General features: G+C 71.9%; 20 protein-coding genes. 8 read left to right on the top strand and 12 right to left on the bottom strand.

Annotated features, from left to right (window positions below):
• Positions 1 to 31: 31 nt before the first annotated feature.
• The 3 genes from DC432_RS11515 to DC432_RS11505 form a co-directional block, all read right to left on the bottom strand.
• The gene (locus tag DC432_RS11515) at positions 32 to 1,009 is read right to left on the bottom strand and encodes an alpha-ketoacid dehydrogenase subunit beta (protein ID WP_058622399.1); all 978 of its coding nucleotides are present in this window, start codon (positions 1,007 to 1,009) and stop codon (positions 32 to 34) included.
• The gene (locus DC432_RS11510; protein ID WP_116538014.1) at positions 1,006 to 2,136 is read right to left on the bottom strand and encodes a thiamine pyrophosphate-dependent enzyme; all 1,131 of its coding nucleotides are present in this window, start codon (positions 2,134 to 2,136) and stop codon (positions 1,006 to 1,008) included. Before DC432_RS11510 ends, DC432_RS11515 begins: the two co-directional genes overlap by 4 nt.
• A 94-nt stretch (positions 2,137 to 2,230) precedes the next feature.
• Positions 2,231 to 3,307 (bottom strand): histidinol-phosphate transaminase, encoded by a 1,077-nt coding sequence (locus DC432_RS11505; protein ID WP_116538013.1) that lies wholly within the window; start codon positions 3,305 to 3,307, stop codon positions 2,231 to 2,233.
• Positions 3,308 to 3,438: 131 nt separating this feature from the next.
• Here DC432_RS11505 and DC432_RS11500 point away from each other — a divergent pair, with 131 nt between their 5' ends.
• From DC432_RS11500 to DC432_RS11485, 4 genes are all read left to right on the top strand, one after another.
• Positions 3,439 to 3,843, top strand: coding sequence for a phage holin family protein (locus DC432_RS11500; protein WP_108318765.1), 405 nt, complete (start codon positions 3,439 to 3,441; stop codon positions 3,841 to 3,843).
• A 34-nt stretch (positions 3,844 to 3,877) separates the two neighbouring features.
• Entirely contained in the window at positions 3,878 to 4,384 is a 507-nt protein-coding gene (locus DC432_RS11495) for a low molecular weight protein-tyrosine-phosphatase (protein WP_116538012.1), read from the top strand.
• 26 nt (positions 4,385 to 4,410) lie between these two features.
• The gene (gene purB / locus DC432_RS11490) at positions 4,411 to 5,790 is read left to right on the top strand and encodes an adenylosuccinate lyase (protein WP_116538011.1); all 1,380 of its coding nucleotides are present in this window, start codon (positions 4,411 to 4,413) and stop codon (positions 5,788 to 5,790) included.
• Between the two features lie 170 nt (positions 5,791 to 5,960).
• On the top strand, positions 5,961 to 7,001 hold the full coding sequence (locus tag DC432_RS11485; protein ID WP_116538010.1) for a zinc-dependent alcohol dehydrogenase family protein: 1,041 nt from the start codon (positions 5,961 to 5,963) through the stop codon (positions 6,999 to 7,001).
• A 210-nt stretch (positions 7,002 to 7,211) separates the two neighbouring features.
• On the opposite strand, the gene DC432_RS11480 is transcribed toward DC432_RS11485, so the two are convergent.
• The 5 genes from DC432_RS11480 to DC432_RS11460 all read right to left on the bottom strand — a co-directional run bounded on the left by DC432_RS11480 (position 7,212) and on the right by DC432_RS11460 (position 12,778).
• On the bottom strand, positions 7,212 to 7,598 hold the full coding sequence (locus tag DC432_RS11480) for an amino acid transporter (RefSeq protein ID WP_243393108.1): 387 nt from the start codon (positions 7,596 to 7,598) through the stop codon (positions 7,212 to 7,214).
• Positions 7,595 to 8,227 carry an acyl-CoA synthetase gene (locus DC432_RS11475; protein ID WP_116538009.1) on the bottom strand — a complete coding sequence of 211 codons (633 nt, stop codon included), beginning with the start codon at positions 8,225 to 8,227 and terminating at the stop codon, positions 7,595 to 7,597. The genes DC432_RS11480 and DC432_RS11475 overlap by 4 nt, the downstream gene beginning before the upstream one ends.
• 83 nt (positions 8,228 to 8,310) lie before the next feature.
• On the bottom strand, positions 8,311 to 9,378 hold the full coding sequence (locus DC432_RS11470) for a WxL protein peptidoglycan domain-containing protein (protein ID WP_116538008.1): 1,068 nt from the start codon (positions 9,376 to 9,378) through the stop codon (positions 8,311 to 8,313).
• Positions 9,379 to 9,440: 62 nt separating this feature from the next.
• Positions 9,441 to 11,432 carry a purple acid phosphatase family protein gene (locus tag DC432_RS11465; RefSeq protein ID WP_116538007.1) on the bottom strand — a complete coding sequence of 664 codons (1,992 nt, stop codon included), beginning with the start codon at positions 11,430 to 11,432 and terminating at the stop codon, positions 9,441 to 9,443.
• Between the two features lie 128 nt (positions 11,433 to 11,560).
• Positions 11,561 to 12,778, bottom strand: a complete 1,218-nt coding sequence (locus tag DC432_RS11460; protein WP_116538006.1) for a HupE/UreJ family protein — start codon at positions 12,776 to 12,778, stop codon at positions 11,561 to 11,563.
• 123 nt (positions 12,779 to 12,901) lie between these two features.
• Between DC432_RS11460 and DC432_RS11455 the strand changes: the two genes are divergently transcribed.
• On the top strand, positions 12,902 to 13,555 hold the full coding sequence (locus DC432_RS11455; RefSeq protein WP_243393107.1) for a hypothetical protein: 654 nt from the start codon (positions 12,902 to 12,904) through the stop codon (positions 13,553 to 13,555).
• A gap of 76 nt (positions 13,556 to 13,631) precedes the next feature.
• Here the strand turns inward: DC432_RS11455 and DC432_RS11450 are convergent, their stop codons facing one another.
• A complete protein-coding gene (locus DC432_RS11450) occupies positions 13,632 to 13,991 on the bottom strand; it encodes an LPXTG cell wall anchor domain-containing protein (protein ID WP_116538004.1) in 360 nt (119 codons plus the stop codon).
• Between the two features lie 152 nt (positions 13,992 to 14,143).
• Positions 14,144 to 16,297 carry an MMPL family transporter gene (locus tag DC432_RS11445; protein ID WP_116538003.1) on the bottom strand — a complete coding sequence of 718 codons (2,154 nt, stop codon included), beginning with the start codon at positions 16,295 to 16,297 and terminating at the stop codon, positions 14,144 to 14,146.
• 82 nt (positions 16,298 to 16,379) lie between these two features.
• Between DC432_RS11445 and DC432_RS11440 the strand changes: the two genes are divergently transcribed.
• From DC432_RS11440 to DC432_RS11430, 3 genes are all read left to right on the top strand, one after another.
• Positions 16,380 to 16,898 carry a MarR family winged helix-turn-helix transcriptional regulator gene (locus DC432_RS11440; protein WP_116538002.1) on the top strand — a complete coding sequence of 173 codons (519 nt, stop codon included), beginning with the start codon at positions 16,380 to 16,382 and terminating at the stop codon, positions 16,896 to 16,898.
• A gap of 262 nt (positions 16,899 to 17,160) precedes the next feature.
• Positions 17,161 to 17,559: a DUF6992 family protein gene (locus tag DC432_RS11435; RefSeq protein ID WP_116538001.1), complete on the top strand. Its 399-nt coding sequence runs from the start codon at positions 17,161 to 17,163 to the stop codon at positions 17,557 to 17,559.
• Between the two features lie 109 nt (positions 17,560 to 17,668).
• Positions 17,669 to 18,076 (top strand): NUDIX hydrolase, encoded by a 408-nt coding sequence (locus DC432_RS11430; RefSeq protein WP_116538000.1) that lies wholly within the window; start codon positions 17,669 to 17,671, stop codon positions 18,074 to 18,076.
• Positions 18,077 to 18,392: 316 nt separating this feature from the next.
• Here DC432_RS11430 and DC432_RS11425 read toward each other — a convergent pair whose 3' ends face one another.
• Both DC432_RS11425 and DC432_RS11420 read right to left on the bottom strand, forming a co-directional pair.
• Positions 18,393 to 19,880, bottom strand: a complete 1,488-nt coding sequence (locus DC432_RS11425) for an SDR family oxidoreductase (RefSeq protein WP_207770811.1) — start codon at positions 19,878 to 19,880, stop codon at positions 18,393 to 18,395.
• 58 nt (positions 19,881 to 19,938) lie between these two features.
• Positions 19,939 to 21,225, bottom strand: coding sequence for an acyltransferase family protein (locus DC432_RS11420; RefSeq protein WP_116537999.1), 1,287 nt, complete (start codon positions 21,223 to 21,225; stop codon positions 19,939 to 19,941).
• Between the last annotated feature and the right edge of the window lie 66 nt (positions 21,226 to 21,291).

Genomic DNA, 21,291 nt, shown 5'->3' with positions numbered 1-21,291 from the left:
GGGCGGGCGGGGCGGGGCGGGGCGGGGCGGGTCAGTACGCCAGGGAACGGTCGACGGCCTCGAGGATGCGGTCGGCGTCGGGCAGGTACGTGCCCTCGAGCTTGGCGGGCGGGAAGGGCACGTCGAAGCCCGAGACCCGCAGCACGGGGGCCTCGAGAGCGAAGAACGCCTTCTCCATCACGGTCGCTGCGATCTCGGAGCCGAGCGAGGTGAAGCCCGGCGCCTCCTGCGCGTAGACCATGCGGCCGGTGCGTCGCACGGAGTCGAGCAGCGGGCCGTAGTCGACGGGCGAGAGCGAGCGCAGGTCGATGACCTCGCAGCTCGTCCCCTCGCTCTCGGCCAGGGCGGCCGCCTGCAGCAGGGTCGTGACCATCGCGCCGTGTCCGACCAGGGTCACGTCGGTGCCGCGGCGGACGATGCGACTCGCGTGCAGCGGAAGCGCGGGGGCCTCGAGGTCGACCTCGCCCTTCTGCCAGTACTTCGCCTTTGGCTCGAGGAAGACCACCGGGTCGGGCGAGTCGATGGCCTGCTGGATCATCCAGTACGCGTCGTTCGCGTTCGAGGGGCTCACTACGCGCAGACCCGCGGTGTGCGTGAAGTACGCCTCGGGGCTCTCCTGGTGGTGCTCGACCGCGCCGATGTGCCCGCCATAGGGGATGCGGATGACGACGGGCATGCGCACTGCACCCTCGTGCCGGTTGGTGATCTTGGCCAACTGCGAGGTGATCTGGTCGAACGCGGGGAAGACGAAGCCGTCGAACTGGATCTCGAGCACGGGCCGGAACCCGCCCATCGCCAGACCGATCGCGGTGCCGACGATGCCCGACTCGGCCAGGGGCGAGTCGATGACGCGGCGCGGCCCGAAGTCCTTCTGCAGCCCCTCGGTGACGCGGAACACGCCGCCGAGCGGACCGATGTCCTCACCCATGAGCAGGACGCGGTCGTTCGTCTCGAGCGCGCGGCGGAGCCCGGCGTTCAGCGCCCGGCTGATCGGGAGGTTCTCGGTCACTGCGCGCCCCCTTCCATCGAGGCCTCGTAGTCGTCGAGCCAGCGCTGCTCCTCGGCGATCAGGGCGTGGGCCTCGGAGTAGACGCTGTCGAACATGTGGGCGCGGGGAATAGTGCCGAGCTCGTTCGTGCGCACGCGCACGTCGTCCGCGAGCGCCCGGCCCTCGGCATCCGCGTCGTCGAAGAACTGCTGCGAGGCGCCGCGGCCCTCGAGGAACGCGCGCATGCGGGCGATCGGGTCGCGCCCGGCCCAGGCCTTCTCTTCGTCGGAGGTGCGGTACTTCGTCGGGTCGTCGCTCGTCGTGTGCGCACCCATGCGGTAGGTCATCGCCTCGATCGCGCGGGGTCCCCCACCGGCACGGGCCTCGTCGAGCGCCACCTTCGACACGGCGTAGCTGGCGAGCACGTCGTTGCCGTCGACCTGAAGACTCGGGATGCCGTACCCCTCGCCGCGCTTGTACAGCGGCGAGCGCGACTGCGTGGCGACGGGCACCGAGATGGCCCACTGGTTGTTCTGCAGGAAGAAGACCTCGGGGGTCTGGAAGCTCGCCGCGAACACCATCGCCTCGTGCACGTCGCCCTGGCTCGAGGCGCCGTCGCCGTAGTAGACGATGACGGCCTCGTCGCGCTCGGGATCGCCCGTGCCGCACTTGCCGTCGAACACCAGGCCCATGCCCAGACCCGTGGCGTGCAGCGTCTGCGCGCCGAGCACGAGCGTGTAGATGTGCGTGTTGCCGTTCTTGGGGTCGGTCGGGTCCCACCCGCCGTGGGTGAGTCCGCGCATCAGGCGGATGATGTCGAGCGGGTCGACGCCGCGGATGCGCGTGACCACGTGCTCGCGGTACGAGGGGAAGACGTGGTCCTGCGCGCGGGCCGCCCGGGCGGAGCCGACCTGCGCGGCCTCCTGCCCGAAGGACGGCGGCCACAGGGCCAGCTGGCCCTGGCGCTGCAGGTTGGTGGCCTGAACGTCGAACGCGCGGATCGAGACCATGTCGCGATAGAAGGTCTCGAGCTCGGCGTCGGTCAGGGCGTCGATGAGCGGCAGGTAGCGCTCGGCTGCGGGCGTGGGAGCCAGGGTGCCGTCGGCTGCCAGAACGCGCACGAGAGCGGGGTCGTCGAGCGGGGTCATGCACCCACGCTAACGCGCCGCCCATGCGCGAGACCGCATGAGGTGCACAACGGATGCCACGATCCGGCGTACGTGATCGACAAAGGGGCGCGGGTCAGCGGGGAGCCGTGGCGGCGGCGACCTCGACGACGCGGTCGAGCGACTCCTCTTCGCCGATCGACACGCGGATGCCGTCTCCCGGGAACGGACGCACGATCAGCCCGGCCTCTTCGAACGCCGCGGCGACCTCGACCGTGCGGTCCGCGGCGGGGAACCACACGAAATTGCCCTGCGCGTCGGGGATGCCCCACCCGGTCTCGCGCAGTCGCTCGACCAGGCGGTCGCGTCGCTCGGCGATGACCGAGACCCGGTGCAGCAGCTCGCTCTCGGCATCCAGGCTCGCCAGTGCCGCCGCCTCGCCCGCGGCCGTGACCGACAGCGGGATGGCCGTGCTGCGGGCGGCGTCGAGGACGCCGGTGTGACCGATCGCGTACCCGATGCGCAGACCCGCCAGACCGTACGCCTTCGAGAAGGTGCGCAGCACCACCACGTTGGGGCGGGCGAGCACCGCACGCACGCGACCGCCCTCAACGGAGGCGGGGTCGGTGACGAACTCGGCGTAGGCCTCGTCGAGCACGATCAGCACGTCGCGGGGCACCCGGTCGACGAACGAGACGAACTCGTCGTACCCGACCGTCGGGCCCGTCGGGTTGTTCGGGCTGCACACGATCACCAGGCGCGTGCGGTCGGTCACCGCATCCGCCATCGCGGGCAGGTCGTGGCGGAAGTCGGCGGTGAGGGGCACCTGCACGCTGGTCGCGCCGGCCACCGCGACGAGCGAGGGGTACGCCTCGAACGAGCGCCACGCGTAGACGACCTCGTCGCCGGGGCCCGAGGTCGCCAGCAGCAGCTGCGCGAGCAGCGACACGCTGCCGGCGCCGATGTGCACCTCGTCGGGCGAGACGCCGTAGCGCGCGGCGAGGCGCTCGCGCAGGCGCGCGGCCGTGGCATCCGGGTATCTGTTGAAAGCACCTGCGGCGTTCACCGCGTCGAGGACGCCGGGCAACGGCTCGAAGGGGTTCTCGTTGCTCGAGAGCTTGAAGGCGTCGGGGCTGGCCTGCTTGCCCTGACGGTAAGCCGGCAGCGCGGCGATCTCGGGACGGATACGGGGCAGGACCGGCTCTTCACTCACCCCGCGAGCCTAATCCGGGGCGGGGCGCGCGCGTCAGTCCCTCTTCGACGGGCTTCCTCCCCAGCCCTGCGGAGCGACGATGTTGTCCGCAACCCCGCTGCGCCGACGCGGACGGATGCCACGATGGGGGCATGCGCTTCGTCGTCCGCGTCGCCGTCAACGCCTTCGCCATCTGGATCGTCACGCTGCTGCCCGCTCTGCAGGTGCGGCTCATCCCGTTCGCTCCCGGCGAGGGTCTGCAGGTATTGCTGACCCTGCTGCTGGTGGGACTGATCTTCGCGCTGGTCAACTCCATCGTCGGCACGGTCGTCAAGATCGTCGCGATCCCGCTGTACATCCTCACCCTCGGGCTCATCTCGCTCGTGATCAACGGCTTCCTGCTTTGGCTGACCGCCGCGATCACCGGCAACTGGGACTGGGGACTGCGCACGGGCGAGTTCTGGCTGACGGTCGTGGCGGCCCTACTCATCGGCATTATCAACGCCGTTCTCGGCGGCATCCTCCGGCCTCGACGCGACGAGCGCGCACGCGGCTGATGCGCGCGCGGCGCTTTCTCGCCATGATGGAGGGATGACCGCGAGTGCCGACGCGCCCTTCCGCGTCGTATTCGTCTGCAGCGGCAACATCTGCCGGTCGCCGATGGCCGATGTGGTGTTCCGCCGTATCGCGCAGACCTCGGGGCTCGGCAGCCGTGTCGCGTCGAGCTCGGCCGGCACCGGCGACTGGCACGTCGGCGAGCGCGCCGACCACCGCACCCTCGCCGCCCTCGACCGTCTCGGCTACGACGGCGCCGCGCACCGCGCCCGCCAGTTCCAGTACGTCGACTTCGAGCGAAACGACCTGGTCGTCGCGCTGGACCGCAGCCACGAGCGGGTGCTGCGCGGGTGGGCCCGCGACGACGACGACGCCGACAAGATCGCCCTGCTGCAGTCCTTCCTTCCGGATGCCGAGACCCTCGACGTCCCCGACCCGTACTACGCCGGGCCCCCGATGTTCGACGAGGTGCTCGGTATGATCGAACGGGCCAGCCTCGCCCTGTTCCGGCAGCTCGAGCCCGCCATCCGCTCCGCGGGCTGACCGCTCGCGCGACCCCCGGGAGATCCGTGTCCGCTCTGCCTCCGCAGCCCCTCAGCCCTCTCGACGGACGCTATCTCGGCGCCGTGTCCGAACTCGGCGACTACCTGTCGGAGGCTGGTCTGAACCGCGCCCGCGTCGAGGTCGAGGTCGAGTGGCTGCTCGCCCTCACCGACCGCTCGCTGTTCGGCACCTCGCCCGTGTCCGACGCCGACCGCGCGCGCCTGCGCGCGCTGTACGAGGACTTCGGTGCCGACGAGATCGCCTGGTTGGGCGAGAAAGAGGCGGTCACCCGCCACGACGTCAAAGCCGTCGAGTACCTCGTGCGCGACCGCCTCGACACGCTGGGTCTGACCTCCCTCGCCGAGCTGACGCACTTCGCGTGCACCAGCGAGGACATCAACTCCACCGCGTACGCCCTCACCGTGCAGCGCGCGGTCGAGCGCGTGTGGCTGCCGAAGCTGCGCGCGGTGACCGGCGCCCTCGCCGAGCTCGCGGTGACGCACCGCGACGCCGCGATGCTCTCGCGCACGCACGGCCAGCCCGCCACGCCCACCACGATGGGCAAAGAGATCGGCGTCTTCGCGTGGCGTCTGCAGCGCGTCATCCGCCAACTGGATGCCGGCGAGTACCTCGCGAAGTTCTCAGGCGCCACCGGCACCTGGTCGGCGCACGTCGCCGCCGAGCCCGACGTCGACTGGCCCGCCCTGACGCGGGAGTTCATCGAGTCGCTGGGCCTGGGGTTCAACGAGGTGACCACGCAGATCGAGTCGCACGACTGGCAGGTCGAGCTGTACGACCGTGCGCGGCACGCCGGCGGCATCCTGCACAACCTCGCCACCGACATCTGGACGTACATCTCGCTCGGATACTTCACCCAGATCCCCGTCGCGGGAGCCACCGGCTCGTCGACCATGCCCCACAAGATCAACCCGATCCGGTTCGAGAACGCCGAGGCGAACCTCGAGATCGCCGGTGGACTGTTCGCCACCCTGGCATCCACCCTGGTCACCAGCCGCCTGCAGCGCGACCTGACCGACTCCACGACGCAGCGCAACATCGGTGTGGCCTTCGGCCACTCGCTCCTCGCTCTCGACAACCTGCAGCGCGGCCTCACCGAGATCTCGCTCGCCGAGGACGTGCTGCTCGCCGATCTCGACGTGAACTGGGAGGTCCTCGCCGAGGCCATCCAGACCGTCGTGCGGGCCGAGATCGCCGCGGGCCGCTCGCAGATCACCGACCCGTACGCGCTGCTGAAGGACCTCACCCGCGGACGCCGCGTCGGTGGGCCCGAGCTGGCCGAGTTCGTGCGCGGTCTCGACATCGGCGACGACGCCAAGCAGCGCCTTCTCGCCCTGACGCCCGCCGCGTACGCGGGCCTGGCGTCGCGGGTCGTCGACGCGCTGTAGGCGGACCGGCCGCTCCCCCGCGCCCCCGCACCCCCGCGCCCCCGCACCCCCGCGCCCCCGCACCCCCGCACCCCCGCCGTCGAGTGTCCAGGACGTGCCGCACCACGGCGCGCCCGAGCGGCGTGTCGTGGACACTCGACGGGTGCGCTGACCCCGCGAGAATGGATGCCATGCGCGCGATGATCATGGATGCCCTGGCCGAACCCCTCGAGGTCCGCGAGGTCGCCGAGCCCGCCGCTCCCGCCGGCGGCGTCGTGGTCGAGGTGCACGCCACGGGTCTGTGCAAGAGCGACTGGCACGCCTGGGTGGGACACGACGACGTCGCCCTGCCGCACGTCCCGGGGCACGAGCTGGCCGGCGTCATCGTCGAGGTCGGCGACGGCGTGGAGCGCTGGAACGTCGGAGACCGCGTCACCGTGCCCTTCGTAATGGGCTGCGGAGACTGCGAGTGGTGCCGCAGCGGGAACGCCCAGGTGTGCCCCGACCAGCAGCAGCCCGGTTTCACGCAGTGGGGCAGCTTCGCCGAGCGGGTGGTGCTGCGCGCGGCCGACACGAACGTCGTACGCATCCCCGACGACGTCTCGTTCGAGGCGGCGGCGGCCCTCGGATGCCGCTTCGCCACCGCGTACCGCGCCCTGACCGGCCGCGCGCGCGTGCAGGCCGGCGAGTGGATCACGGTCGTCGGGGCCGGAGGCGTGGGCCTGAGCGCCGTGATGATCGGGGTTGCCATCGGGGCACGGGTGATCGTGGTCGACCGCACGCCCGCCGCCCTCGAGGCGGCCCGCCGCCTGGGCGCGGAGCACACGCTGCGGGCCGGCGACACGGACGTCCCGGCCGCAGTGCACGAGATCACCGGCGGCGGAAGCCATGTCTCGGTGGATGCCGTGGGCAGCGCCCAGACCGCGCGCGACGCCGTGCTGAGCCTGCGGCGCCGCGGCCGTCACGTGCAGATCGGCCTGCTGCCGACGGACGACGGTATGACGTCGATGCCGATGGCACGGGTGATCGCGTGGGAGCTCGACCTGCTCGGCAGCCACGGCATGGCCGCGGTCGACTACCCCGAGATGCTGTCGCTCATCGAGAGCGGGGCGCTGCGCCCGCAGGAGCTGATCGAACGGGTCGTCGGGCTGGGCGAGGCGGCAGCGATGCTGGCGACGATGGACACGGCGTCACCGGCCGGCATGACGATGATCGACCCGCGGCGGGCCTGACGGGTCGACCCGCGGGGTGGGCAGCATCCCCATGTCCCATTTTTGGCGACTCAGGGCCGCCCCGAACCGCAAAATGTGGGACATGCGTCGCCATAATCGGGACGAGGGCCGGGTCAACGCAGACGCGCCGATAAGCGCGCGGGCGGAAAAGCGGCGTCCCGCAACGGTCCGGTCGGGGCTCGACCGCGAGGACAGACCCCGCGGACGGGGTCAGGAGCGCGGAGCGCTGCCCGTGTCGTCGGCCCGCGGCGGGACCGCACGCTCCGACGGCGCCGAAGCCTCGGCACCCGCGCCGGGGTTCGTGGCATCCGGTGCCTCCTTGGGCAGGAGCAGCGGACGGTCGACCGTCTTGGTGACCTTGGCGGGGTCGACGGCGAGCAGCATGAGCGAGACGCTCACGAGCACGACGATGAACGTCGCGCCGGCGGCGACGAGGCCCACGACGAGGGCGCGCTGGATCTGATCCGCCGGTCGGGCCTGGAAGAACCCCATCGACATGAGCGTGATGAACCCCGCGAACAGGGCGGCGCCGAAGGCCAGGCCGAGAAGCTGGACGGGCTTCATCAGGTCGCGGCGGGTGGTGGGCTTGTCGGTCATGACGCGGCCTCCTCGGAGGGTACGGCCGGAACGGGCTCGGGGCGGCGCGGCGAGAAGCCGGCGATCGCGAGGAACACGGCGACGACCGCCGCGTACCCGCCGAAGAGTCCCACGGCGATGGTGATCCCGGTCAGCGTGAACGAACCCGCGCCGGTGATGTCGTAATTGAGGGCGTACTGCGCCGGGGTGAGCAGCAGCACCGCACCCAGGACCAGGCTCAGGATGCCGATGAGCACGCCGTCCCGCGCGCCGGCGGTGCGTCCCGCTCTGCGGTCGCGCAGCGCACCGATCAGCTCGATGAGTCCCGTCAGGATCGCCCACGAGATCACCAGGCCGAAGAACATGCCGGTGGTGCGCCAGGACGCGACGCTCGCAAGCAATCCGGCCAGCAGCGACACCGACGCCAGCAGCACCGGGATCGTCCGCTCGCCGCGCGGGGCGATGAGCCAGGCCGCGAGAGCGAACACCAGGCCCGTCGCGAGCGCGAAACCGCTGAAGACGCCCAGGCCCAGCGGGGCCGAGTGGTCGGACGAGAACGTGACCATGACGGCCGCGAGCGCGGCGAAGAGCGCGCGCGCCAGTTGGAGGTGGCGGGCGTCGAAGGAGCGTGCGGCGGAGGGAGTGGTCACGGAGGGTCCCCGAGAGACGGTGTCGATGGCATCCAGTCTATTCCTCGGTGCCTGGGCGGCTCCCGGGGAACCTCGATGACGAATCAGTCGACGAGCGCCCGCTCGCGATGCTGCTCCGCGAGCGTGCGCTCGACCGCGGCGGCGACGCGGGCGTCCTCGGCCTGCTGACGACGGCGGCGGCGATTCACCAGCAGCCGGGGTCCGAAGACGACGGCGGCGACGATGAGGGCCACGACCAGCAGGAGCGGCCAGGGAACCGCCCAGCCCATCGTCGAGGCGACGAGCGGGTCGAGGGTCGAGGTGGAGCCGGCGGCATCCGTCACCACGGGCGTGGCCGTGACCGAGGCGAACAGCACGCCCATCGCGGCGACGGCGGGCAGGCGCACGTCGCGCTCCCACGCGTCGCCGGGCAGCAGCGTCGGCGCGGCCGCCTCGGGCGTCGCCTCGGCGCGAGCCGCGCCGAAGGGCCCGGTGACGGCGTCGGTCTCGTCGGCGCTGAGCGAGACGTTGCCGGTGTTGTGCAGTCGGTAGTGCACCGTGGCGTCGCCGAACAGGAACGGGATGACACCGCCGTCCCACCGCACGGCGAGGTCGTCGATGGCGAGCGCCGGGGCGAGATCGCCCCCGACGCGGATGCCGGTACGGATGCCGAGGCGCCGGTCGACGTTGACGTTGGCGCTGGTGTCGGCGACGGTGAGCGAGGTCACGACTCCGCCCGCGTAGTCGCCGGGGGTGGCGTTCGCGGGGACGTCGACCGAGAAGGGCACCTCGACGGTCTGACCGGCCGCGACGCTGACATGCGTCTGCGGCACCGAGACCCAGGCGCCGACGCCCACGGACTGCTCGCCGGCAACCTTCAGATCGAGGGCGCCGGTCGAGGTGGTGTACCCGTCGGCCGCGTAGACCTCGAGCTCGACGGGCTCGGTGCCGCGGTTGGCCACGACGATCCCGTCGTCGAGGTGCGCGCCGGGGTTGAGCGTGTAGGCGTAGTTCGTGCGGTCGTCGCCGAGGGCGTTCGAGGCGGTGCGCACGGTCCAGGTGACATCGTCGGTCGCGGCCTGCGCGGGGGCGGCGGAGAGAAGACCGGCCGCGCCGACGGCGGCGGCGAGCACGACGGCGCCGACGCGCTCGAGGAGGGGGATGCGGATCATGGTGGGGTCCTTCGGGTGGACGCCGGCGGGGAGCAGCGCTCCCCGCCGGCGCGGTTCGCTGGTCAGCCGGCCAGCGCGGTGAGGGTCAGGGTCGCGCGGTAGCTTCCCTTGTCGATCGAGTTGGGGACCTTCAGGTCGAGGTCGGCGCCGACGACACCGGCGCTGCGGTCGTGGCCCGCGGGGGCCGAACCGAGCACCCGCGAGACGGCCAGACCGTCGCCGCCGTCGTAGCCCGAGCCGACCGCGGCACCCGCGACGGCCCCGGCGCCCGGGGTGACGACCTTGGGCACCCAGCCGAGGAACGAACCCTTGAACGTCTTGCCGTTGTCGACGAAGTCGCCCACCGACGCCGAGACCGACCAGGCGGCCTTGCTGCGGCGGGTGTCGGTCACGGTGATCGGGTTGATCTGTCCGGTGGCCTCGAAGTACTGCAGGTTCTTCTCCTCGGCCGTGCCGAGGTCGACCAGTCCGTTGTGACCGTTGATGGTCCACCCGAACTCACCGGGCGCGCCGGTGGGGACGTCGACCTGGATGTCCTGGCCGTCGCCGTGGTTGGGATGGATGGTGACCTCGTCCTGGATCGTGCCCACGGCCTCGGCCGGCTTCGCGCCGTTCTCGGGACCGCACCACAGCACCTTCTTCAGCTCGACGGCCGCGTTGGGCGCGTCGCAGGTTCCGGAGCGGATGTTCTGCACGACCAGCTGGTCCTTCTTGACCTGGACCTTGACGTACGAGCGCACGTGCTCCTGGTTCTGCACGGAGTTGTACCAGTAGTTGGCCGGGTTGAGCGGGTCGGCACCGTTCCCGGCACCGCTCGTCCCGCTGTTGTCGGGGGCGGTGATGTCGTAGTACTTCGAACCGGATGCCGTGTTCGCGGTCACGTAGACCACACCGCCGGGGCCCTCGAAGACCTCGTCCTGGCCGGGCTTCTCGTCGGGGTTGGCCTTGGCGCCGTTCTTGATCTCGTACGAGCGCGAGTAGCTGTGGTCGTGGCCCTGGAGCACCAGGTCGACACCGAGCTTCGAGAACGCCGTCGGGAAGTCGACGCGGCGCACCTTGTTGTCGGCATCCTTCGCGTGATCCGCCGGCGAGTAGATCGCGTGGTGGTAGACGAGGACGGTGTACTTGGCATCCGCCCCGTGCTTGTTGACGACGTCGGTCACGTAGGCGATGTGCGCCTCGTCACCGCCACCGCCCTGCGAGGTGGCGTAGCTGTTGCTGTTGAGGTCGATGTACAGGACGTCCTTGTACATGAACCAGTAGTCGCCGCCCGACTCAGTGCCGGTGCTGCCCGAGCCCTTGCGGTAGTAGGCGCCCGAGCGGTCGGTGTTGGGCGTGTAGAGGTGCTGCTCGTAGGCCTTGCCGCCCACGTCGTGGTTGCCGATCGTGGCGACCCACGGGTACTGGCGCAGCTGGTCGGGCGCGAGGAACGCGTTCCACTGGGCCTCGGTGTTGGCGGTCTCGACCTGGTCACCGCCCGAGACGAGCAGTTCGGCGTGGGGGTTGGCCCCGACGGCCACGTTCATCGTCTCCTGCCAGCCGGCCTGGTCCTTGGCCAGGTCGCCGGACGCACCGATCTGCGGGTCTCCGAAGAAGAGGAAGTCGTAGTCGCCCTCGAACGACTGCGTCGTGAAGGCAGAGGTCGACGACCAGTTGCCCTCGGAGCCGACGCGGTACGAGTACGCCGTGTTCTCGGCAAGGCCGGTGATCGTCGCGTGCCGGTTGAAGCCGCCGCTCGAGGCGATGTTGGCGGTTCCGGATGCCGAGAACGTCGTGGCCGACGCGGGGAACTGGCCGTTCACGAGGGTCGAAGTCGGGGCGACCTGGACCGTCTGGGCGGTGTCGGCCGAGGAGTACCAGGTGACGATGCGCTGGGTCTCGTCCGCCCCGACGCCGAGGATGACGCCGGAGAGGGTGGCCGTGGTGTCGGCCATCGCCGCCGGGACGGCCGCGGTGCCCGAGAGCACGAGCGACGCGCCGATCGCGGCGGTTGCGATCCACGAGACACGGCGACGCGTGCGCGCGGCGTGCTCCGTCGATGCGATGAGGAACATGGGTGTCCGTTCTTTGGGGAGGGTCGTGATGCAGGCCCGCCGGTCGCGAGCGCTCCCCACGCTCCGCCCGCTGGGTGACATCCGCGTGAATGGTTGACCCAGCACACGTATCGGGAGGGCCAACACGTTCACTCGATGCCGAGCACCCGCTGCACGAACCAGACCAGGCCGGCGAGGGTCACCGCGACGGCGAGCAGCGCGCTCGCCCACATGCCGATGCGGGGTGCGCGACGGCGCAGCAGCACGAGCAGCGGGAAGACGACGACGATGATGCCGATCTGCACGGCCTCGATGCCGACGTTGAACACCAGCAGCGACCACAACAGGGTCCACGACCAGGGCTCGTCGATCCCGAGCGCCGAGGCGAAGCCGAGGCCGTGCACCAGACCGAAGAGGAACACGACGCCTACGCGCAGCCACCCCGCGCGATCCAGGCGCAGGAAGCCGTGCGCGTGGGACAGGTCCTGGTCGACCCGGCCGCCGCGCCACAGCCGCCAGAGGTACCACGCGCCGACGACCGCGATCGAGAGGGCGATGGTCGGCTCGACGACCTCGGGCGGCGCGGCCACCACGCCCGTGGCGGCGAGGATGAACGTCACCGAGTGCGCGACGGTGAACGTCGTCGCGGCGATGACCACCTCGCGCAGCCGGCGCGAGCCCACGATCAGGGCGAGCAGGAACAGGATGTGGTCGATCCCGGTAAGCAGGTGCTCGGCGCCGAGGCGGAAGAACTCCCAGAAGCGCTCGAGCGGCGTCTGCGCGGTCGTGAACGCCGGGTGCTCGGCATCCAGGACCGTGCTGCCCTCGTGCAGATCCAGGGCGTACGTGAGGATCGTCTTGGTGTCCTTCACGAACCCCTCGTCGTCGGCGAACAGCCCGGCGGTGACCTCGTGACCGTTCTCGGTCGGGCCGCAGGCGTAGTCCACCGTCACGACGGCGTAGGGCGCGCCGTCCTGCCAGGTCATGGTCACGTTATCGGCCATCGTGGGAGCGCACGGTTCTCCGGCCCCGGCGACGCGGAACCGCTCTCCCACATAGGCGGCGACGGTGTTGCGGTGGGCGACGAGGGCCGCGGCCTGCGCGTCGGCATCGCCGTCATCGAAGGCGGCCGTGCCGTCCTGGTAGAGCGGGTCGTCGCGCTCGGCGTCGGCCGCCGAGACCACGAGCAGGTCGTACTCGAGCTGCAGCTGCGCCCGCACGACGCCCGGGCCGTCACCGGCCAGGTCGGCGTACACCACCGACTGGAAGCCGTGCGCGGCGGCGGGTGCGGCCAGCGAGACCAGAGCCGCGAGGGCGGCGGCGAACAGCAGGACGCGCGCGAGGACGCGTCGAAGGAGAACGGACATGGGCACCTTTCCGCCCGAAGCGTGCGCGACGGGTGTGAACGGTTGCCCGCGGTGGGGCGAACGGCAACGGAACGTCCGCCCGTCGTTCGCCCGCTCGTCAACCGCGTCGTCCAGGGTGAGGGGGTGAAGAGCAGGGTCTCGATGGTGGCGGCGCTCGCGGTGGCGGCGGTCCTCGCCGGGTGCGCACCCCAGCCGGGGTGGTCGTCGATGCGCGCGGCTCCGGCCGCGATCGGTTCGCCGGCGGCCGGTTTCGCCCCCGCCACGGCCCCCGCCCCCGAGTCGACGCACGTTCCGGCCCCCGGGTCGTGGGATGCCGTGGCCGCCCCCGCCGGGTACCGCGTCGTGCTGCTCACGGTCGGTGACGACGCTCCCGCCCGCACGCTCGTGAAGGCGGTCGAGGACTGGGCGGCCGAGACCGGCGCCGACCTGCGCACGGTGCGCGCCGACGACGACATGGTCGACGGCGCGGTCCGCGCGATGGACCTCAACCCCGACCTCATCATCAGCGCCGGCGACGCGCTCGTCGACCCGCTGGCCATCGTGACGGCCAACCACCTGGACCGCCAGTTCCTCATCGTCGGCGCCGAACTGGCCGAACCGACCGGGAACGTCACCGCGGTGGACTGGACCGGCGCGGCCTACCGCGGCGAGGGCCTCGGCACCGCCGCCGCGTACGACCCGGCCTCGTTCACCCCCGAGCGGGCGGGGTCGGCGGTACGCGCGGGCGTCGCGGCGGTGCTGACGGGCCTGCGGGGCGTGGTGCTCTGGGTCGACTGATCCGGGATGCCGGATGCCCGGCGTCCCCCGACATACGGCCGCACCTCACGGGAACGAGCCCTCGCGGCCGATGACGTCAGGCGCGACGGCGGCGGCGGGCGCGCAGGACGAGACCTGTCGCGATCGCGGCGAGAGCGACGACAGCGCCGCCGAGCGCCAGCTGGCCGCCGGTCACGGGGAGTGCGCCGGGTCGGGGCGCGGGGTCGTCCGAAGAGGGGACGGGCGATGCCGAGGCACTCGGCACGGCGGAGGCGCTCGCAGAGGTGGACGGACCCGGCGAGGCGGTCGCGGAACCGTTCGCGCGGGCCGGGATCTCGACGGCGATGGTCATCGCGTCGTCGCCCGGCGCGATCGGGACCGCCGGAGCGGGGACGGCGACCGGACCCCAGAGAACGGATGCCACGACCACCGCCGCCGCCGTCTTGACCAGGTTCACGGGCCACCTCCTGCCGTGAGGCTCTCGCATCCAGGTGAGCGGCCGCGGTCCGCGCGGTGAACGCGGCATGGAGCGGCCGCGGGGGACGACCACTCCATGCCGGATGACCGCGGACCGGGAGGACGTGGGGGCCCGCTCCCGGCCCGCGGCGCTCAGGCGACCGGCATGCCCTTCCGGCGTGCGGCGCGGGTCTGCGGAGCGTTCGGCTCGGCGCCGGTCTGCGTGGCGTCCGGCGTGCGGTGGGCGGCGGCCTCGGCATCCGTCACTCTCGGCTTGCGGGGCCACCAGAACCTGTCGCCGGCGATGAACGCCATCGCCGGGACGATGACGGTGCGCACGAGCAGGGTGTCGATCAGCACGCCGATGCAGACGATGATGCCGATCTGCGTCAGGGTGATCAGCGGCAGCACGCCCAGCACCGCGAACACGGCGGCGAGCAGGATGCCGGCGCTGGTGATCACCGCGCCGGTCGCGGCGAGCGCGCGGATCATGCCCTGCGTGGTGCCGAGGGTGCGGCTCTCTTCCTGCGCGCGGGTGACGAGGAAGATGCTGTAGTCCACACCCAGCGCCACCAGGAACAGGAAGCTGAACAGCAGCACGTTCGTGTCGATCGCCGGGAACGCGAACAACGGCGTCTGGAACAGCCACCACGCCGCACCCACGGCCGAGAAGAAGCTCGCGACCACCGCGAGCAGCAGCAGCACGGGCGCCAGCAGGGCTCGCAGCAGGATGACGAGCACGATGAACACCAGCACGAGGATGAGCGGGATGATCAGCGACTGGTCGCGCTGCTGGGCGCCGGCGACGTCGAGCGCCTGCGCGTCGAGACCGCCGACGAGCGTCTGGCCCGACCCGATGCCGTCGAAGTCGGCGCGCATGCGCTCGATCGCGGCGAAGGCCTCGGGCGTCTCGGCCGACGCGTTCAGCGTCACGTCGATGCGCGCCCAGTCGGTGGTCGCCTCGACGATGCGGGCGGAGTCGACGCCCTCGAGCCCAGCGGCGGCCTCGACCACCGCTTCGGCGTCGGCGGGCTTCGCGACGACCGTGGCGGGCGAGGTCGCTCCGGCCGAGAACGCCTCGGCGAGCACCTCCTGCCCCTTCACCGCGTCGGGCTTCTGCAGGAAGCGGTCGTTCTGCGACAGACCGGTCTGGACGAAGAACAGTCCGCTCGCGAGCGCGCCGAGCACGACCGCCCCGGTGATCGCGACGACGACCGGGCGCCGCGAGACGCCGCGGCCGAGCTTTCCCCACGGGCTGCGCGAGATCGCGTCGGGCGATCCGAAGCGGGGGATGTAGGGCCAGAACAGCCAGCGGCCGAACAGCACCAGGGCCGCGGGCAGGACGATCAGCGCGAAGACCATCGCCACGACGACGCCGACGGCGCACGCCAGACCCAGGGCGCGGTTGCCGGACAGCTCGCCGAGGAGCAGGGTGGCCAGGGCGAGGGCGACGGTGGAACCGCTCGCGATGATCGCCGGTCCTGCGCCCCGCACCGCGCGGCGCATCGCCTCGCGGCGGTCTTCGGCCAGGCGCAGCTCGTCGCGGTAGCGCGCGATGAGCAGCAGGGCGTAGTTGGTCCCCGCGCCGAAGACGAGGACGGACAGGATGCCGGTGATCGAGGCGTCCAGCTGCACGCCCACCGCCTCGGCGACCCGGCGCGCGACGATCCCGGCCGAGGCGTCGGCGGTACCGATCACGATCAGCGGCACGAGCCACAGCCAGGGGCTGCGGTAGGTGATGAGCAGCAGCACCGCCACGACGATCACGGTCGTGAGCAGCAGCGTGAAGTCCGCGCCGTCGAACACCGCGGCGATGTCGACCTCGAAGCCCTCGGGCCCGGTCAGGTAGGTGCGCACCCCGTCGAGGCCGTCGGCGGCGAGCGCGCGGATCTCGTCAGCGCGCGCGGTCTGGGCGGCGACGTCGGTCTCGGGCTCGAGCGGGACGACGAGAAGCGCGACCGTGCCGTCCTCCGACACCTGCGGCGGCGGGATGAAGCCGTCGGGGGTGAGGTCGACGAGGTCGCCGAACGCCTTCTGCTGGATCGCGGCGACGGTCTCGGGGCTCAGGGCCTGGCCGTCGTCGGCGGCGAACACGAGCAGGGCGCTGGTGGTGTCGGCATCCGGGAAGGTTTCGAGGATCTTCGACACCTGCACCGACTCGGCGGAGTCGGGCAGCCCGTTGCCGGGCGCCGTCTCGGCCGACGAGCTCGACCCGAGCGCGAACAGCGCGGCGACGCCCGCGAAGGCGACCACGAGCACGATCCATGACGTGCGTGCCGAGGTGAGCACGCGCAGCAACCGGTCCATGGAAGGCCTTTCCTAGATTTTCTGGTATCTCGATTTTCGAGATACGTGAAAGGTATCCCAAAACGGGCGTAGAGTGCCAGCCATGGAAGCGTCGGAATCTTCCACCCCTCCCCCCACCGCCGGCGGCGCCCCCGTGCCCCGCACGCGGCGCCCCACCGTGCTCGTGCGCGACCTGTTCACCGCGGGCTCGGCGTTCGAGAAGTCACTGCAGCGCGAGCTCGCGGTCAATCCGACGGGGCTGGATGCCATGGGGCACCTGGTCATGTCGGGTCCCCTGTCGCCGGGTGAACTCTCTCGGCGCCTCGACCTCACCACCGCGGCCACCACCGCCGCGATCGATCGGCTCGTCGACCTCGGCCACGTCACCCGCATGCCTCACCCCACCGACCGGCGGAGCGTGCTCGTCGTCCCGACCGCATCGTCGGTGGAACGCGCGATGGGCCACCTCATGCCGATGATCGCGGGCGTCGACGCGGTGCTCGACGAATTCGACCAGGCCGAGCAGCAGGTCATCGAGCGCTACCTCGAGCGCGTCGTCGCGACCTACGGCCTGCCCGACGACGCCGAGCCGTCGATGGCGGTCCCCCGCGCCGCCCGCTGACCCCGCGCCGCCGCTAACCCCGCGCCCGCGCCGACCCGCGCGCCCGCCCCTCTGCCCGCCGGGCCCCCCGCCGCGCGCGCATCCTGCGCGCTCGCGCCCTACGCCCGCGGCCCCGCCGCGCCCCAACCCGTCGAGTGTCCAAGACACGCCGCACGCCGATGCCCCGCAACCGTGTGTCTTGGACACTCGACCGCTCAACCCCCCGCGCGGGCAGGGCCGGCGGGGCGCCCGGGGATGCCAGCCGGGCGGCATCATGGATGTCATGGCATCAACGAAGGCCGTCGCCGGCACCCTCGTGCGTCGTCTGCGGCGATGGGGCACGGCATCCGTCGTCGCGGGAGGCGCCCTGGCGCTCCTCCCGCGCACCCGCGCCTTCGGCGTGCAGACGGCGATGTGGGGGGCCGTCGACCTCGCGTTGGCGATGGCCGCCGTCCGCCGCGGGGCCGCGCCGAAGCGTCGCGCGCTGCGGCGTCTGCTGCTGATCAACACGGCGCTCGACGTCGGCTACGTCGCCGCGGGCGCGCATCTCGCGGTTCGCAGGCCGACGTTCGGGGGGCGTCTGAGCGCCGCCGACGCGCGCGGTCACGGTGTGGCCGTCGTCATCCAGGGCGCCGCACTGTTCCTGCTCGATCTGACCGCCGCGCGGCGCCTGCGCCGCTGACACCGGCGCCGGTCACCGTCCGATCACCGCCGCTCCCCCGTCGACGCGAGCGCAGTGCGCGGGCGCCTACGCGACACCGCGCGGCCCCGGCTCCTGCTAGCGTGCGGGAGTGATTCCGGATGCCACACCCCCACGCCGAATCCACGTCTCGGCCGCGGTGATCACCGATGCCGACGGCCGCCTGCTGGTCGTGCGCAAGGCCGGAACCACCGCGTTCATGCAGCCCGGCGGCAAGCCCGAGCCGGGTGAGACCCCCGCTCAGACGCTGACCCGAGAGCTGGCCGAAGAGGTCGGCATCCGGGTGTCCACCGACGCGCTCGAGCCCCTCGGCCGGTTCACCGCGAGCGCGGCGAACGAGCCCGGCTTCGCGGTGGTCGCCGACGTGTTCCGTGTCGACATCGGCGACCAGCAGCCGGTGCCGGATGCCGAGATCGCCGAGCTCCGCTGGATCACCGCCGGCACGGCATCCGGGATCGAGATCGCCCCGCTCGCGCGGGAGTTCTTCCTCCCCGCCTGACGCCCCGCGCCCTCGCAGGCCCCGCGCCCCCGCAGGGGCCCACCGCCGATCGAGTGTCCAGAACACCCGGATGCCGGGCGATTCCGTCCGGGTGTCTTGGACACTCACCCCGCGAGCCCCCGCCCGCCGCCGCCCCGGCGCGCGAGTGTCCACAACACCCGGATCCCGGGCGAATCCGTCCGGGTGTCCTGGACACTCGACCCGCCGCCCCCCACCCGGCTCCGCCCCCGGCGCGTGAGCGTCCAGAACACGCCGCGCCGACACCGGCCGGTGCGGCGTGTCGTGGACACTCACCGCGCGATGACGGGCCGGGGCCTCACCACGAGCTCTTGCGGTAGTCCTTCAGGAAGATGCCGAACAGGTCCTCGCCGGCCTCGCCGCGCACGATCGGGTCGTACACGCGGGCGGCGCCGTCGACGAGGTCGAGCGGAGCGTGGAAGCCCTCTTCGGCCAGACGCACCTTGGTGAAGTGCGGGCGCTCGTCGGTGATCCAGCCGGTGTCGACGGCGGTCATCAGGATGCCGTCGGACTCGAACATCTCGCGCGCGCTCGTGCGCGTGAGCATGTTCAGCGCAGCTTTGGCCATGTTGGTGTGCGGGTGACCGGGGCCCTTGTAGCCGCGACCGAACACGCCCTCCATCGCCGAGACGTTGACGATGTACTTCCGCTTCGCCGTGGATGCCGCCATCGCGGGCCGCAGGCGGCTGACGAGCAGGAACGGCGCGGTCATGTTCGCCAGCTGCACCTCGAGCATCTCGAGGGGTTCGACCTGGTCGACGTGCTGGGTCCAGCTGTTGATGCGGTCCTCGTCGGGGATGAGTCCGCCCGCGTCGATCGCCGTCCCGGCCATCAGGCGCTCGAGCGACGACGAGCCGGCGGCCATGGCCTCGGCGGTCAGTTCGTCCGCGGTGCGCGCCGCCGACGCGAGGATCGGGTGCGCCGACACCGACTGCGCCAGGGCGAGCGGGTGGGCGTCGTTGGTGTGCCCGAAGGTGACGAGCTCGGGCAGCGGCCCGTCCGGCAGCGGTTCGAGTTCGGCATCCACCAGGGGTTTGTACGCCCCGGGCGAGCGCCGGACGGTCTGCGCGGCGTTGTTGATCAAGATGTCGAGAGGACCCTCGGATGCCACGGAGTCGGTGAGCCCGATCACCTGGGCCGGGTCGCGCAGGTCGATGCCCACGATCTTGAGGCGGTGCAGCCAGTCGGCGCTGTCGGGGAGCGACGAGAAGCGGCGCACGGCGTCACGGGGGAAGCGCGTGGTGATGGTGGTGTGGGCGCCGTCGCGCAGCAGCCGCAGCGCGATGTACATGCCGATCTTGGCGCGACCGCCGGTGAGCAGGGCGCGCTTGCCGGTCAGGTCGGTGCGGGCGTCGCGCTTCTCGTGGCTCATGGACGCGCAGTCGGGGCAGAGCTGGTGATAGAACGCGTCGACGAGGGTGTAGTCCTCTTTGCAGATGTAGCAGGCGCGCGCCTTGATCAGCTCTCCGGCGAACGGCATGGCGGTGCGGGCCTGCAGCGGGATGCCGCGGGTCTCGTCGTCGATGCGGTCGGGTGCGCCGGTGGCGGTGGCGGCGACGACGGCGCGATCGGCGTCGGCGATGCGCTGACGCTTCTCTTTGCGGGACTGCCGCTTGACGTCCTTGTAGAGCTTGCCGGTCTGGCGGCGCAGGGCGATGTAGGCGGGGTCGTCGTGGTCGAGCGAGGAGGCGGCGTCGATGACGCGCAGCGCGATTTCGAGCTCGAGCGGGTCGATGGTGGTCGACCGCGCGGCATCGCGGTCGGGGCTCAGCAGTGTTTCGGGCACGGGGCAGTGTATCGGGGCCTTGCTGAACGCCCGGTGGGCCGGGCGTGTCGTGGGGGCGTCAGCCGCCGACGGTCGCCCGCCGCGCCGGGTCGAACCGCAGCAGCCACCGCTGCGCCGGCACCTCGACGGCCCGGTGCAGCACCCACGCGATCGCGAGCGCGATGCCGAACGCGGCGAGCGCGAGCGGTACGGCCTGACGCCACGGCAGTTCGGGGTGCCCATCGGGCCAGGCCGACGACACCGACGCGATGACCAGCAGGTGCACGAGGTAGAAGGCGAACGACACGCGTCCGAGCTCCTGCCAGAGCGGACGGGCGAGGAAGGTGGATCCCCGGTGCGCGTCGGCCGCGGCGAGAGAGGCGACCAGCAGCGCGAAGAAGCCGACGGTCGCGGCCAGGCCCGGGTGCACGTCGGTGCCGGGCAGGGTGGGCGCTTCCGACAACGCGTATCCGGCGACGGCGAGGGGCACCGCGAAGCGCAGGCGCAGCGGCATCCATGCCCCGCTCTTGACGAGCAGCGCGAGGCTCATGCCGATCACGAACTCGGGTAGGCGCAGCAGGGGGGTGGATGCCGACGACAGCACGCCCGGGGCGAAGGCGGCGATCTGCGGGGCCAGCGCCGCCAGCGCGAGGGCGACCGCGACGACGATCACCTGCCCGCGCGTCGACAGCCGAACGAGCGGGCGGATGAGGAACGGGAACGCGAGGTAGAAGAACGCCTCGCACACCAGCGACCAGCTGGCGGGGTTGCCGGCCTGCCACCAGTCGGGCACCCACCCGTTGACCAGCAGCAGGTTGGCGGCCAGGGGGGCTGCGCCGTCGGTGCGGATATCGGGGATCAGGGTGGCGGCGGCCACCAGGGCGAGTCCCACACCCACGACGTGCAGGGGGTAGATGCGCGCCACGCGGTGCCACCAGAACGATCCGGCGGACTGCTGCGGCTTGTATCCCCAGGCGAGGACGAAGCCCGACAGGATGAAGAAGAGTGTGACGCCGGTCTTGCCGGCCTCGAACAGCACGCCCCACGCGACTCCGGCGTTGCCGCCGAAGTAGTTCACCGCCATCAGGTGGTGCCCGAAGATCAGCATCGCCGTGGCCCAGCGGAGGCCCGTGAGCGAGGGCAGGTTACGCAGAGCCGGACGGGGAGCGGATGCCGTGCCCGCGGCGGGGCGGGCCAGTGTCGTGCTGATGGTCCCCGCCTCCTCTCGAGCTGCGCGGTGGGCGCCCGGAACGGGCGCCTCGCGGCGAACCGGATCGACGGTACCGGCCCTCCTTGAGCGCAACCTCAACACGGCCAGGGGGTTGACGGCGCGGCGCCCATCCGATCCGCCGCCCTCTCCGAACATCCTCGGTGGTGCGATCGCCCGCACCACGGCGTCTCTGCGGAGCGCCGCAGCTGATCCCGGGAGAAC

The sequence above is a fragment of the Microbacterium testaceum genome (assembly GCF_003075375.1).
In the GTDB taxonomy this organism is placed as follows: domain Bacteria; phylum Actinomycetota; class Actinomycetes; order Actinomycetales; family Microbacteriaceae; genus Microbacterium; species Microbacterium testaceum_E.
Note: the sequence above shows the minus strand (reverse complement) of the source record. Positions and strands in the feature narration are given on the sequence as shown.